This window comes from Yoonia sp. (assembly GCF_042093035.1).
GTDB lineage: Bacteria > Pseudomonadota > Alphaproteobacteria > Rhodobacterales > Rhodobacteraceae > Yoonia.
The window spans coordinates 1-13078 of record NZ_JBELFI010000072.1; the positions used below are offsets into that span (position 1 = coordinate 1).

The 13078-nt window shown below is 56.5% G+C and carries 13 protein-coding genes; 4 read left to right on the forward strand and 9 right to left on the reverse strand.

Translation table 11 applies throughout. From position 1 onward, the window contains the following. From ACFDSS_RS09885 to ACFDSS_RS09925, 9 genes are all read right to left on the reverse strand, one after another. On the reverse strand, positions 1 to 283 hold a 283-nt coding region (locus tag ACFDSS_RS09885; RefSeq protein WP_375255581.1), incomplete at its 3' end, for a leucyl/phenylalanyl-tRNA--protein transferase. Between the two features lie 688 nt (positions 284 to 971). Continuing rightward, positions 972 to 2318 (reverse strand): acetyl-CoA carboxylase biotin carboxylase subunit, encoded by a 1347-nt coding sequence (accC, locus tag ACFDSS_RS09890; protein ID WP_375255582.1) that lies wholly within the window; start codon positions 2316 to 2318, stop codon positions 972 to 974. A 10-nt stretch (positions 2319 to 2328) separates the two neighbouring features. Beyond that, the gene (gene accB, locus ACFDSS_RS09895; protein ID WP_375255583.1) at positions 2329 to 2820 is read right to left on the reverse strand and encodes an acetyl-CoA carboxylase biotin carboxyl carrier protein; all 492 of its coding nucleotides are present in this window, start codon (positions 2818 to 2820) and stop codon (positions 2329 to 2331) included. Between the two features lie 112 nt (positions 2821 to 2932). Continuing rightward, on the reverse strand, positions 2933 to 3274 hold the full coding sequence (locus tag ACFDSS_RS09900; RefSeq protein WP_375255584.1) for a hypothetical protein: 342 nt from the start codon (positions 3272 to 3274) through the stop codon (positions 2933 to 2935). A gap of 111 nt (positions 3275 to 3385) precedes the next feature. Continuing rightward, the gene (locus ACFDSS_RS09905; protein ID WP_375255585.1) at positions 3386 to 4135 is read right to left on the reverse strand and encodes an ABC transporter ATP-binding protein; all 750 of its coding nucleotides are present in this window, start codon (positions 4133 to 4135) and stop codon (positions 3386 to 3388) included. A gap of 72 nt (positions 4136 to 4207) precedes the next feature. Next, the gene (locus ACFDSS_RS09910; protein WP_375255586.1) at positions 4208 to 4966 is read right to left on the reverse strand and encodes an ABC transporter ATP-binding protein; all 759 of its coding nucleotides are present in this window, start codon (positions 4964 to 4966) and stop codon (positions 4208 to 4210) included. 12 nt (positions 4967 to 4978) lie between these two features. Then, positions 4979 to 6178, reverse strand: a complete 1200-nt coding sequence (locus ACFDSS_RS09915; protein WP_375255587.1) for a branched-chain amino acid ABC transporter permease — start codon at positions 6176 to 6178, stop codon at positions 4979 to 4981. 3 nt (positions 6179 to 6181) lie between these two features. After that, positions 6182 to 7213, reverse strand: a complete 1032-nt coding sequence (locus ACFDSS_RS09920; protein WP_375255588.1) for a branched-chain amino acid ABC transporter permease — start codon at positions 7211 to 7213, stop codon at positions 6182 to 6184. A 136-nt stretch (positions 7214 to 7349) separates the two neighbouring features. Then, positions 7350 to 8696 carry a substrate-binding protein gene (locus ACFDSS_RS09925; RefSeq protein WP_375255589.1) on the reverse strand — a complete coding sequence of 449 codons (1347 nt, stop codon included), beginning with the start codon at positions 8694 to 8696 and terminating at the stop codon, positions 7350 to 7352. 220 nt (positions 8697 to 8916) lie between these two features. Between ACFDSS_RS09925 and ACFDSS_RS09930 the strand changes: the two genes are divergently transcribed. The 4 genes from ACFDSS_RS09930 to ACFDSS_RS09945 form a co-directional block, all read left to right on the forward strand. Further along, entirely contained in the window at positions 8917 to 10230 is a 1314-nt protein-coding gene (locus ACFDSS_RS09930) for a short-chain fatty acyl-CoA regulator family protein (RefSeq protein WP_375255590.1), read from the forward strand. Between the two features lie 77 nt (positions 10231 to 10307). After that, the gene (locus tag ACFDSS_RS09935) at positions 10308 to 10676 is read left to right on the forward strand and encodes a response regulator transcription factor (RefSeq protein WP_375255591.1); all 369 of its coding nucleotides are present in this window, start codon (positions 10308 to 10310) and stop codon (positions 10674 to 10676) included. Positions 10677 to 10732: 56 nt separating this feature from the next. Then, positions 10733 to 10948 carry a hypothetical protein gene (locus ACFDSS_RS09940; RefSeq protein WP_375255592.1) on the forward strand — a complete coding sequence of 72 codons (216 nt, stop codon included), beginning with the start codon at positions 10733 to 10735 and terminating at the stop codon, positions 10946 to 10948. Next, a partial coding sequence (locus ACFDSS_RS09945; RefSeq protein ID WP_375255593.1) for a histidine kinase dimerization/phospho-acceptor domain-containing protein occupies positions 10945 to 13078 on the forward strand: 2134 nt, incomplete at its 3' end. The genes ACFDSS_RS09940 and ACFDSS_RS09945, both read left to right, overlap by 4 nt.

A 13078-nucleotide genomic window follows, 5' to 3' on the forward strand; every position in this document is an offset into this window, starting at 1 on the left:
CATAAAGTGCGAAAATCGTGTCGTTGATCCAGGTGTCTTGCCTGTCTGCACATCCGCGCATTACCGCATCAAACGCCGTGTCATAACTCACCCGGTAGCGGCCAGTACGCATCCGTTTTGCCAGACTGCGTGAGATGCGAAAGCCATCCAACGGGAAAACACCGCGCATCTTGGGATCAACCCAGAAAATTTCTGGGTCATCGCGCCCTTCTGACATTGGAAACAGCCCCACACGATACGCCTGCAAGAGCAGCTCTGGCGTCAGCGTCGGATCGTCCTTCATCAGCGCGTTGTCCTGTCTGGTGATCGGGGCCTTGCATGGCTAGTATCAGCTTCGCTTCAAGCAAAAAAGGATCGGGTTTTGGCTTTCTTCGATTTTCTGCCGTAGATACCCTGTTATGCCAATGCGCATTATGCAGTTGCGCGCTTAAATAAGCGTTACACTTTCCTGATTACGCATCATGCGCTGGCAATTGCAGGCCTCCGCGTCCTTGATTTGGGTGCGCGGTTGAGTGCCTGTCCTGACAATGCGCGTCGCGGATTTTCTTGCAGGTCTAGAAGAGGCAGTTGCGGCGCGGGGCGCTACGATGTCATTGCTGTCTTTGGACTTCTCTATCATGTGGTGGATCACTCCCGTCTGTTGCCATTAATCCATCGGTGACAGCCAAAATCAGTGATTGTTGATGGTGATTTCATCAAACAGCAGGCGGCCGTGATCCGCCTGAACCGCGGAGCCGCGAACGTACCGACGGTGTTTTGAACGCAATCGCAATGGTGCCCGGACAGGTCGTGACAGTCAACAGAGTGCCAAGCCATGCCGCACTAGGTTATGGCGGATGCCCTGGCGTATGCGGCCGCCCAGGGGCCAACAGGAGCCGGTTGCCGCCTGTGGAGCAAGAAGGGGTCAAAGATATTGCCTGCCCCGCGACCGGACCATGCGACGCGGAACCTGTACGCTGTGGCCTGCGCGTTCAAAGCAGGTCTTTTTCCAACCAGTGTTCGAGCCAGTGGATATTGTATTCACCGGTTTGGACGGCCTCTTCGCGCAAGAGCGCGTGGAACAGGGGCAAGGTGGTATCAATGCCGTCGACGATCAGCTCGCCCAAGGCGCGCTCAAGCCGGGCCAAAGCCTCAGGCCGGTCGCGCCCGTGTACGATGAGTTTGCCGATCAGGCTGTCGTAGTAGGGCGGGATCCGGTAGCCATCATAAAGCGCTGAATCCATGCGTACACCCAGACCACCGGGCGCGTGGTACTGCGTAATCGTGCCGGGGCAGGGGGCGAAGTTTGGCAGCTTTTCGGCGTTGATGCGCACCTCGATGGAGTGACCATTGATCTGCAAATCGTCCTGTGCGAAAGACATCGGCATCCCGGACGCGACGCGCAATTGTTCGCGCACCAGGTCAACCCCGAAGATGCTTTCAGTGACAGGGTGTTCGACCTGCAGACGGGTGTTCATCTCAATGAAATAGAATTCATCATTCTCGAACAGAAACTCAATTGTCCCTGCGCCCGTGTAATTTATTTTGGCCACGGCATCTGCACAGACCTTGCCAATGCGCGCACGCAATTCGGGGGTGATGCAGGGGCCGGGGGCCTCCTCAAAGACCTTTTGGTGGCGGCGCTGCAGTGAGCAATCTCGCTCACCCAGATGGACCGCGTTGCCTTTGCCGTCGCCGAACACCTGAATTTCGATATGGCGTGGGGTGGTGAGGTATTTCTCGATATAGACTTCGTCGTTGCCGAAGGCGGCTTTGCCCTCTGCGCGGGCGGAATGGAATGCTTTTTCCATATCGTCGGCCGTTTGCGCGACTTTCATGCCGCGCCCGCCGCCGCCCGCGGTGGCTTTGATGATGACCGGATAGCCAATTTCTTCGCCAACGCGCTTGGCGTCTGCCAATGTCGGCACACCACCGTCCGAGCCGGGCACGCATGGCACGCCCAAATCTTTCATCGTGTCCTTTGCGGTGATCTTGTCACCCATGACGCGGATATGCTCGGCTGTTGGGCCGATGAAGGTCAGACCGTGATCTTCGACGACTTGCACGAAGCCCGCGTTCTCTGACAGGAAGCCGTAGCCGGGGTGGATGGCCTGCGCGCCGGTGATTTCGCAAGCGGAGATGATCGCGGGGAAGGACAAGTAGCTGTCAGTTGATGACGGAGGGCCAATGCAAATGGCTTCGTCAGCCATCCGCACATGCATCGCGTCCGCGTCAGCGGTGGAATGCACGGCCACAGATTTGACGCCCAGCTCTCGGCAGGCCCGGACGACACGCAGGGCGATTTCGCCACGGTTGGCGATGAGGATTTTATCGAACATGGAGCCAGCCTTATTCGATAATCACAAGTGGCGCGCCAAATTCAACCGGCCCACCGTCTTCGACAAGGATCCGCTTGACCGTACCCGCACGTGGCGCAGGAATGTGATTCATTGTTTTCATCGCTTCGATGATGAGGATCGTGTCACCCTCTTTCACCGTTGTGCCGACGCTGACGAAAGCAGCGGCGCCGGGTTCCGCGGCCATGTAAACGGTTCCCACCATCGGCGATGTAACGGCGCCGGGGTGATTTGCAGGATCGGCATCACTGTTTGCAGAAGGGGCAGGGGCTGTTGGGGCAGCGGGTGCGGCAGGGGCCGCTGGAGCGGCGGGAATGCTGGCTTGCATGACAGTTTGTGTCTGCCGACTGACGCGCACATTCAGACTGTCATTTTCGCCATAATTGCGCTTGACCTGAAGTTCGGTCAGATCATTTTCGTGCAGCAATTCTGCCAATGCCTGAATAAAGCTGACATCGCTATCGTGAGACGTTTTGTTGCCCATGTTTCCCTCGGCCTTTTGCCCATATTATTGGCGCTTACGCGACGTTGCGTCACAAAGCATCACGACGCTTATAGGGCAAGGTATCGAAGGTGAAAAGCGGCAGGAGGCGAAATCACGCGGTGTCGGTCACGTTCTGACGTCCCGGCGCCATTGCGTCTTCGGTATTCTCATCCGATGCGGGTAGCATTTCCGCGCCAGCGTAAGGCAGCATCGGCACATCATAGGGCCGCAAAGTGCGCTCTGCCGGGGCGATTTCGCCGGGGGCTTGCGGGAAATCAGCGTCTGAAAGCAGCGCAGAAACCACTTGTGCCGCAAATGGTTTTTCCGCAGGGCGCGTTATTTGCGTGTTGTGTGCGTCAACAGGGGTGACTTTGCGCGTAATCGCCTGGTTGGTAACGGGCGCGGGCGCGACCGTCACGGCCGTGGGGTTGGTCAGGTTAAGTGGTGTATCCATAGGGCTGGCTCCGGATAGCTGAAACTGATGCCATCAGAATCACGCTTTCAAATTACCAGAACCTTAATATTGGGCAGCTTTTTCTATGCAGTTTAAAGTAAATGCCCGCCGTCAGATCGCCAGATACTGCGCGCGCAGCTCCTCGTTTTCCAACACTTCCTTGGCCGAGCCATCGAATACCACAGTGCCTGTATCAAGGATCACCGCGCGATCAGCCAGTTTCAGTGCCGCAACGGCGTTCTGTTCAACGATCACGGTTGTAATACCCTGATCGCGGATCACCCCAAGGGTTTTGGCGATTTCCTGCACGATAACCGGGGCCAGACCTTCATAGGGCTCATCCAGAAGCAGTACTTTGATGTCGCGGGCCAGAGCACGTGCAATCGACAGCATCTGCTGTTCCCCGCCCGACAGGGTCACGCCGTCTTGTTTGCGCCGTTCGCCCAGACGCGGGAATAGATCATAGATACGTTCCAGCGACCAGCCCTTTGGCGGCGCAATCTGTGCAAGCTGGAGGTTTTCCTCAACCGTGAGGCCCGGAATGATGCGCCGGTCTTCGGGCACCAATGAAATGCCGTTGGACGCGGCCTGATGGCTTTTCATCTCATGCAATGGCTTGTGATCGAGCCAGATTTCACCGTGTGTCAGCTGCGGGTCGTCCAGCCGCGCGATGGTGCGCAAGGTCGATGTCTTCCCCGCACCGTTGCGGCCCAAGAGTGCCAGTATTTCGCCTTCATGGATGTTGAAGCTGACGTTTTGCACGATGTAGCTTTCGCCGTAATAGGCCTCGATTTCCCAAACGCTCAGGTAAGCAGGGTGGGTGGCCGCGTTGTTGGCGTGTTTATTGAAAGGTGCGTTCATTTTCTTGTCTCCTCCCGCGGCATTCTTCGAGAAAAACGACGGGGTGATTGAATTTCGAGAAATCCAGTACGGTTAAACCTGTGCTTCGCCCAAATATGCTTCGCGGACTTTTGGGTGGCCCTTGATGTTGTCAGGCGTGTCTTCGACCAGCGGCGTGCCTTGTGCCAGCACCGTGATCCGCTCCGCCAAGGAGAACACGACGTTCATGTCATGTTCAATGATAGCCATGGTGATGCCGCGTTTTATGCGGATCTCCTTGAGAAGGTTGATCGTATTTTCAGTGTCCGCACGTGCCATGCCCGCCGTTGGCTCATCCAGCAGCAAAAGCTTGGGGTCCTGGACCAGACACATCGCCATTTCCAACCGCCGCTTGTCACCGCGCGATAGGCTGGATGCGATCATGTGCTTTTTCTCAAGCATATTCACGTCATCAAGGATCGCCTCGGCCTGCTCCTGAATGCCCTTTTCAGCAAAGATGCTTTCAATGGCATGCATGCGAAACGCCCCATCACGTTTGGCAAAGCAGGGGATCATCACGTTCTCAAACACGCTCAGATCGCTGAAGATTTCCGGCGTTTGAAACACACGGCTGATGCCCATCTGGTTGATCTGATGCGGCTTGCGCCCCAGCACGGATTGCCCGTCAAACATCACCGAGCCGCTGTCGGGGATCAGTTTGCCGACCAGCACGTTCAGCAAGGTTGATTTGCCAGCCCCGTTTGGTCCGATGATTGCATGTGTGGTGTTCTCCTCAACGCTGAGGTTGACATCGCCAAGCGCCTGCAGACCGCCGAACCGCTTGTTGATGCCTTTTACTTCTAACAAACCCATCTGTCTGTCTCCTTATTCGGCCGGTTCAGTGGCGTTTTGCTTGGCGTCCTCGGTCTTTTTGCGGCGAAAGAGTGCCGCAACTTTCTGACCACCCTGGACGAGACCACCGGGCAGGAAGATCACGACCAGCATAAAGACGATACCAAGGGTCAGGTGCCAGCCTTTGCCGATAAACGGATAGATCATCGCAACCACGACGTTCTCAAGCCCGTCGGGGAGGAAGGCGAACCAGTTGTGCAGGATCGTCTCATTGATCTTTGAGAAGATGTTTTCGAAGTATTTAATCATACCGGCCCCAAGAACCGGACCAATCAAAGTCCCTGCACCGCCCAGAATGGTCATCAAGACGACTTCTCCAGAGGCTGTCCATTGCATCCGCTCTGCACCGGCCAGAGGGTCCATGGATACCATCAAGCCACCGGCCAAGCCTGCATACATGCCGGAGATCACGAAGGCCGCAAGCGTATAGGGCTTTGCATTCAGACCTGTATAGCTCATCCGCGTTTGGTTGGATTTGATCGCACGCAGCATCATGCCGAAGGGTGATCGGAATATCCGGATCGAGAGGTAGAACGCCAGCACCATGAAGAATGCAGCAAGGTAGTAGCCAGCGTTGAACGTAAACAACCAGCCGCCGACATCCCATTCAATGCTGGAACGCATCTCCAATCCGAAAATCGAAGGCACCGGAATGTTGCCTGTGGCGGTCTGTGACAGCCCAAAGATACGCGGATCATCCAATGCAAGCTGCAAGCCTGTTTCACCGCCCGTAATCGGAGTAAGCACCGAATAGGCCAGCGCGAATGACATCTGCGCGAAAGCAAGTGTCAAGATCGAGAAGTAGATGCCTGAGCGCCGTAAAGACACATAGCCAATTATCAGCGAGAACAGCCCCGCAATAATCACGCTCACTGCAATCGCGGGCAACACGTTCATGCCAAGCAGTTTGAACATCCAGACGGCCCCATAAGAGCCAGCACCAAGGAAGGCGGCGTGACCAAAGGACAGGTAGCCTGTCAGGCCAAAAAGGATATTGAAGCCGATGGCAAAAGTGCCGAAGATCACGAAACGCTGCATCAGGTCAGGGTAGCCTGCGTTGAACTGCGCCATCTCGGAACCTTCAGGGAAGGGGTTCAGGATGAACGGTGCAAACAAGGTCAAACCAATGACGATAAGCAGCAGACGGAAGTCTTTCTTTTCTAGTCCGAGCATTGGTTATTCCTCCATCACGCCTTTGCGACCCATCAGGCCACGAGGACGCGTCAACAAGATAATGATTGCGACAAGGTAGATGATGATCTGGTTGATCCCCGGCAGCAGGTCGATCACAGCCGACATGGATGCAAAGCTTTCCAGAATGCCCAGCACGAAGCCCGCTGCAACCGCGCCCGGAAGCGAGCCCATGCCGCCCACAACCACCACCACAAAGCTGAGTACGAGGAAATCCATCCCCATGTTGTAATTGGGTGAGTTGATCGGCGCGTACATCACCCCCGCCAGACCCGCGACCGCTGCGGCGATGCCGAACATGATCGTGAAGCGTTTGTCGATGTCGATGCCAAGAATGCCCACGGTTTCGCGGTCGGCCATGCCTGCACGTACCACCATGCCGAAGGTTGTGAACTGCAAGAAGGCGAACACGGCGGCGATGATAATCAACGAGAATGAGAAATAGACCAAGCGCCAGTAGGGGTAGATGATCGCATTTGGATCAAAACCAAGCAGCACGCCGAAATCGAAGCTACCAACGAAGGCTTCAGGTGCTGGGGTCGGGATCGGGTTGGCGCCATAGAAATACTTGACGATCTCCTGGATCACGATGGCAAGGCCGAAAGTCACAAGGATCTGATCGGCGTGCGGGCGCTTGTAGAAGTGCTTAATCAGGCCGCGTTCCATCGCGAAGCCGATGCCGACCATGATTGGAATGGCAAACAGGATTGATATCGGAACCGCCCAGTCGATAATGGCGTCACCGGCGGCCTGTCCGAACAAGTCGTAAAGATAAGGCACGTCAACCTGCAAGGGATTGCCCAGAAAGTCGGTGCGGGTTTCATCGACAACCTTTTTGCTCAATGTCAGCAGGTTACTGACCGTCACCGCAACAAAGGCGCCCAGCATGAACAGCGCACCATGCGCGAAATTCACGACGCCCAGCGTGCCGAAGATGAGTGTCAGACCCAACGCAATCAGCGCATAGGCCGAGCCTTTGTCGAGTCCGTTGAGAATTTGAAGGATGAACTGGTCCATCTTGTGACCTCTGATCGGTTAAAGGAACGCGCACATGCGGCGCGGCATTGGTGTCCACCTGCGTAAAGGTGGCCCGCGCCGGAAAAACGAGTAGATGCGTCAGGCCACCCGGAGGTGGGTGGCCTGACCAAAACGCTTATGCGCCTGGGTTACATGTACCCAGCGCGCCACCAGCAAACTGCGGGTGATCGGCAGGGTAAGTGACCTGCGCGGCAGGTGTGACTTCAACGATTTCGAGAAGGTCGAATTCGTTTTCTGGGTTCTCTTTACCCTTCACAACCAGAACGTCTTTGAAGCACTGGTGATCTTCGCCACGGTACAGCGTTGGGCCGTTACCCAGACCGTCGAACGCGAAATCTTCGAGAGCTTCGGCAACCGCGCATGGGTTGAACGAACCGGCGCGTGTGACCGCATCCGCATAGAGCAGCGTTTGCACGTAGCATGTGTGCGCGGCCTGCGATGGTGGGAAGCCGTATTTCGTACCGAAGGAACGGACGAAAGCCTGAGAACCCGCATCCTGCAAGGACCAGTGCCAGTTTGTGGATCCGAAGATGCCCTTCACGTTTGCGCCCGCACCTTTCGCCATCAGGCGAGAGTACAGTGGAACAACGATTTCGAAGTTCTGGCCATTGGCTTGCGCTTCACGCAGACCAAACTGAACCGCGTTGGTCAGCGAGTTCACCATGTTTCCGCCGTAGTGGTTCAGAACCAGAACGTCGGCACCTGAGTTCAGAACAGGGGCGATATAAGAAGAGAAGTCAGTCTGTGTCAGCGGTGTCAGAACCGTGTTCACAGTCTCCCAACCCATAGCCTCTGTCGAGGACTGCACGGCTTCTTGTGTGGTATAACCCCAGTTATAGTCCGCAGTCAGGTGGTAAGCCTTACGGTTGTTGCCGTAAGCCGCCTCAAGCACAGGGGCCAAAGCCGCGCCGGACATGTAGGAGTTAAAGAAGTGACGGAAGCCGTTGGCGCGCTTGTCTTTACCCGTGGTGTCGTTGGAGTGGGTCAGACCGGCCATGAAGATAACGCCCGCCTCCTGGCAGAGCGCCTGCACAGCCACAGCCACACCGGAGGAAGAACCACCGGTAATCATGATTGCGCCGTCCTTTTCGATCATCGAACGGGCGGATGCACGAGCGGCGTCAGACTTTGTCTGTGTATCGCCGGTGACATATTTGACTTCGCGACCCAGAATACCTGCGCCATCAAGCGCCTGAGACGAGAATGTGCCCATCATGCCGCCGTCGCCGCCGCCGTTGAGGTGCTCAACAGCCAGCTCGTAGGCGCGCAGCTCGTCCGCACCCTCGTCCGCGTAGGGACCGGTTTGTGGAACGTTGAAGCCAAGGACAACATCGCTGTCGCCGGGCGCGTTGGTGAAGCCGGTGTGACCGTCAGCGCGCAGATACTGCGGAATTGCGAGACCAGCACTGGCAACCATGCCGGTTTTGATTACGCCACGACGTGAAAATTTCGAATTGGACATTCATATCCTCCCTAGAGATTTCTCCGAGATTAGCCTCCTCGCTAAGCTCGCGATCACTTTATCAGTGTGCAGGCAGTCTGCGTGAGGTCCCGCCATGCAACAACAAGCCATTGACCACGCTTGGCAAATTTGTAAATTATTCAACAGAACATTTGTTAATATTGTAAATCGGTTTTCCTGCACCCGCAGAAAGCGATTGAATCCATTGGGGGAAATGACAATGGCGACGCAACGGCTTGCGGGCTCACGCATCCGCGAAAAGCGACTTGATCGGGGCTTGCGGCAGGCTGCTGTGGCGGAAACAGTTGGTATTTCACCATCTTATCTGAACCTGATCGAACACAATCGGCGCAGAATCGGCGGTAAGCTTTTCGCCGATATTGCCCGCGCCCTCGGTGTCGAGCCCGCCCGTCTAGTCGATGGCGCAGATGCTGACATGCTCGATCAGATCCGCAATGCCGCGAGCCAGATATCCGTGACGCTTGAGACAGAGGTCGAGCTCGCCCGCGCCGATGAACTGGCGGCGCGCTATCCCGGATGGGCCGGATTGGTCGCGGCACAGGCGGAGCGTATCTGCGCGCTCCAACATCAGGTGCAGGCCCTTGCAGATCGGATGTCATCAGATCCGCTTCTGGCAGGGTCTTTACATGACGTGATCTCAGCTGTTTCGTCGATCCGTTCTGCTGCGTCGATCCTTGTGGGGCCGGAAACGCTTGATGACGACTGGCAGCGTCGGTTTCATGAAAACATCCATAAGGACAGTTTGCGACTGGCAACCAGCAGTGAGGCGCTGATTGCCTATCTTGAGGCGCCAGAAGCCGACCTGGATCAAGCGGCACCAATCGCACAGGTTGAGCGCTATCTGGCGAAAACGGATTTTCACATCGCGGCTCTTGAGGGCACGCAGACCGATCCCGCGACAATTGTCGCGGACAGTGGATTGGGCGCTTCGGCACAACATGTCTTGCTGCGTTGGGCCAGACAGTACAAAGAAGATGCGCAAGCCATACCTTTGTCAGAACTGACCACGGCCTGTATCAAATTCGAATATGATCCGGCAAGAATTGCGCAGGCCATGTCTGCGCCATTTGCAACCGTCCTGCGACGTCTGGCCAGCCTGCCCAATGGTGCAGGCCATCCGCCGATTGGACTTGCCATCTGCGATGCTGCCGGGGTTTTGACGCTGCTGAAACCGGTCCCGGGTTTCAGCCTTCCCCACGACGGCGATGCTTGTCCGCTCTGGCCGATATACGCGACATTCAGCAGGCCGTTGCAGCCCATGCGTCAAGCGGTCTCGCTGCCCGGAGCGAGTGCGACGCCATTGCTCTGCTATGCGATTGCCGAACCATTGGGTGCGCATGATTTTGAGACCCCACCTGCGCAGCAAAGCACGATGCTTGTCATGCCCGACCCGCCGCAGACTGGCAGCAGACTGGCCCCTGTTGGTGTGTCGTGTCGCATTTGCCCGCGCACACATTGCAAGAGCCGCCGTGAGCCTGCGATGGCAGGCATTTCAGGCGAAGCAGTGTTTTGACTTTGCACAAAAAACGCGCAATAGTTGAATACAGGAGGGGCCACTTTTCAAAGTGGTACAGATAGGGAGGCGGCGAGATGGGCAAACGTGTCCTTCTTATCGAAGACGAACCAAATATCATTGAAGCGATCAGCTTTATTCTGTCGCGTGACGGGTGGACAGTTCACACGCATGAAGACGGTGTGACGGCAATGGATAAGGTGCGCGCCATGCCACCTGACATGATTATTCTTGATGTAATGCTGCCCGGACGCAGCGGTTTTGACATCCTGCGCGAACTGCGCGAAAGCGACGTCGCGCGTGAAATCCCGATAATGATGCTGACGGCACGTGGTCAGGAAAAGGACCGCGCATTGGCCGAACGGCTGGGCGCCAATCACTTTATGACCAAACCGTTTTCCAACGCAGAGGTGCGCGACCACGTGCGCAACCTTATCGGGGCATGAGCCTGCCGCCAAAGCCTACTGTTTTCTTGCACCGTGCAACCTACCGGCAGCGACGTATGCGCGACGCCGCCAAACTCGTTCCGTTTCTTGGACTGATGCTTTGGGCGATCCCCTTGATGTGGGAAACCCAGGATGAAGGGACATCCATCGGGGCGGGCGGTTTGCTTTATGTATTTGGTGTCTGGCTGTTTTTGATTGTCTTGACGGGGCTGCTCGCCAGTAGGGTACGCAAGATCCCCGAAGCGGGCGGCACAGGTGATAACGACAAATGATGTCGTTCAACGCCCTGATTGTCGTTTCTCTTGCCTATGTGACACTGCTTTTTGTTGTCGCCTTTTGGGCAGAGCAGAGGGCGGCACAAGGCCAAGCGCGGTTCTTGCAGTCGCAATGGGTCTACACACTCTCCATCAGCATCTACACGACAGCCTGGACGTTTTATGGTGCGGTTGGATATGCTGCACGCTCTGGTCTGGAGTTCGTCACGATTTATCTTGGCCCGACGCTCGTGATGGTCGGCTGGTGGTGGATCTTGCGCCGTTTGGTACGGATCGGGCGGGCGCAGCGGATCACGTCGATTGCGGATTTGATCTCATCGCGTTTTGGTAAATCCACGCAATTGGGTGTGATTGTCACCCTGATTTCTGTTGTCGCAGGAACACCCTACATCGCGTTGCAACTTCAGTCGGTGACACTCTCTTTTGCCATCTTTGCGCAGGTCGAGGGCGTCGTCTGGCAGCAGAGTGATTTTGTTGTCACCGCACTTTGGGTCGCGATCGGCTTGGCCGTCTTTACGATCCTTTTTGGCACCCGCAACCTTGATGCAAATGAACGTCACGACGGCATCGTGATCGCCATCGCGGTTGAAGCTATCGTGAAGCTTTTCGCGCTGGTGTCTGTTGGCGTCTTTGTGGTTTGGGGCATTGCCGGTGGTCCCGGTCAGATGATTGCAAAGATCGAGGCCTCCGACATCGTTTTATGGGGCGGTGAAAGCAGCCGTTGGATCAGTTTGATCTTTCTGTCGGGCGCTGCTTTCTTGTGCCTGCCACGCATGTACCAAGTCCTCGTTGTTGAAAACATCGACGAACGACACCTGCATGTCGCAAGCTGGGCGTTCCCGCTTTACCTGTTTATGATGAGCCTCTTTGTGGTACCCATTGCCGTTGTCGGCTTGGAGTTGTTGCCCGCAGGCAGCAACCCCGATCTCTTTGTTCTCACGGTACCGCTGAGCCAGGGGCAGGGTGGCCTGGCGGTGTTCTCATTCTTGGGTGGATTGTCTTCGGCGACGTCCATGGTCATCGTTGCGACGATTGCCTTGTCGACGATGGTGTCCAACCACGTGGTTGTCCCATTGTGGTTGCGTTTGCAGGGTGATGGGCAGGCGGTAATTTCGGGTGATGTGCGTCAGGTCATCCTGATCTCCAGACGGGTGACAATCGGCGCTATTCTCGCGCTCGGTTTCTTCTATTACAGGTTTTCGGGCGGCGGCACGGCGCTTGCAGCCATCGGCTTGGTCTCCTTTACTGGCGCGGTTCAGATCTTGCCCGCAATGCTGGGCGGCATCTTCTGGCGCGGGGCCACGCGCGTGGGGGCGGCGATGGGGCTGCTCACTGGATTGGCGGTCTGGCTTTGGACGCTGTTCTTGCCAAGCTTTGGTGTCGATGCGGTTATCAGCCAATCGGTTTTTGACGCAGGTCCGGCCGGCTTGGCTTGGTTGCGCCCGCAAGCCCTGTTCTGGATCGACGGGCTTGACCCGCTCGTGCATGGCATCATGTGGTCGATGATTATGAACACGGTCATGTTCATCGTGTTCTCGCTGGTTTCCTTTCCAACCCCGCTTGAGCGCCTGCAGGGTGCGCAATTCGTCAATGTATTTGACCATTCCAACGCGGCACCGGCTTGGACGGCGGCCGCTGCGGGTGCAGAGGATCTTTTGATAATGTCCCAGCGCACTATCGGCAGCGCAGAGGCGCAGGCCTTTTTTGAAAAGGAAGCCCGTCAACAAGGCAAGCACGGCTATCTGCCAGAGGTCACATCGATTTTTGTTGAAAAGCTTGAGCGTGAGCTGGCAGGATCTGTCGGTGCAGCGACAGCCCACGCGATGATCGGGCAGTTGATCGGCGGAAGCAGCGTATCTGTGGAAGACCTGATCGCCGTGGCGGACGAGGCTGCGCAAATCATGGAATATTCCAACAGGCTTGAGGCCAAATCATCAGAGCAGGAACGCACCGCGCGCGCCCTGCGTGACGCCAACGCCAAGCTGACAGCGCTGTCGATCCAGAAAGATGCGTTTCTGAGCCAGATCAGCCATGAATTGCGCACGCCCATGACCTCAATCCGGTCGTTTTCGGACATCTTGCGCGAAGGCGACATGCCCCAAGAGGTGCTGGCCCGCTATGCCGGTA

What these genes read in the sequence shown, in the direction of transcription:
- accC (WP_375255582.1), bottom strand. Translation starts at nt 2,318, where the DNA reads ATGTTCGATAAAATCCTCATCGCCAACCGTGGCGAAATCGCCCTGCGT.
- accB (WP_375255583.1), bottom strand. Translation starts at nt 2,820, where the DNA reads ATGGGCAACAAAACGTCTCACGATAGCGATGTCAGCTTTATTCAGGCA.
- ACFDSS_RS09900 (WP_375255584.1), bottom strand. Translation starts at nt 3,274, where the DNA reads ATGGATACACCACTTAACCTGACCAACCCCACGGCCGTGACGGTCGCG.
- ACFDSS_RS09905 (WP_375255585.1), bottom strand. Translation starts at nt 4,135, where the DNA reads ATGAACGCACCTTTCAATAAACACGCCAACAACGCGGCCACCCACCCT.
- ACFDSS_RS09910 (WP_375255586.1), bottom strand. Translation starts at nt 4,966, where the DNA reads ATGGGTTTGTTAGAAGTAAAAGGCATCAACAAGCGGTTCGGCGGTCTG.
- ACFDSS_RS09915 (WP_375255587.1), bottom strand. Translation starts at nt 6,178, where the DNA reads ATGCTCGGACTAGAAAAGAAAGACTTCCGTCTGCTGCTTATCGTCATT.
- ACFDSS_RS09920 (WP_375255588.1), bottom strand. Translation starts at nt 7,213, where the DNA reads ATGGACCAGTTCATCCTTCAAATTCTCAACGGACTCGACAAAGGCTCG.
- ACFDSS_RS09925 (WP_375255589.1), bottom strand. Translation starts at nt 8,696, where the DNA reads ATGTCCAATTCGAAATTTTCACGTCGTGGCGTAATCAAAACCGGCATG.
- ACFDSS_RS09930 (WP_375255590.1), top strand. Translation starts at nt 8,917, where the DNA reads ATGGCGACGCAACGGCTTGCGGGCTCACGCATCCGCGAAAAGCGACTT.
- ACFDSS_RS09935 (WP_375255591.1), top strand. Translation starts at nt 10,308, where the DNA reads ATGGGCAAACGTGTCCTTCTTATCGAAGACGAACCAAATATCATTGAA.
- ACFDSS_RS09940 (WP_375255592.1), top strand. Translation starts at nt 10,733, where the DNA reads ATGCGCGACGCCGCCAAACTCGTTCCGTTTCTTGGACTGATGCTTTGG.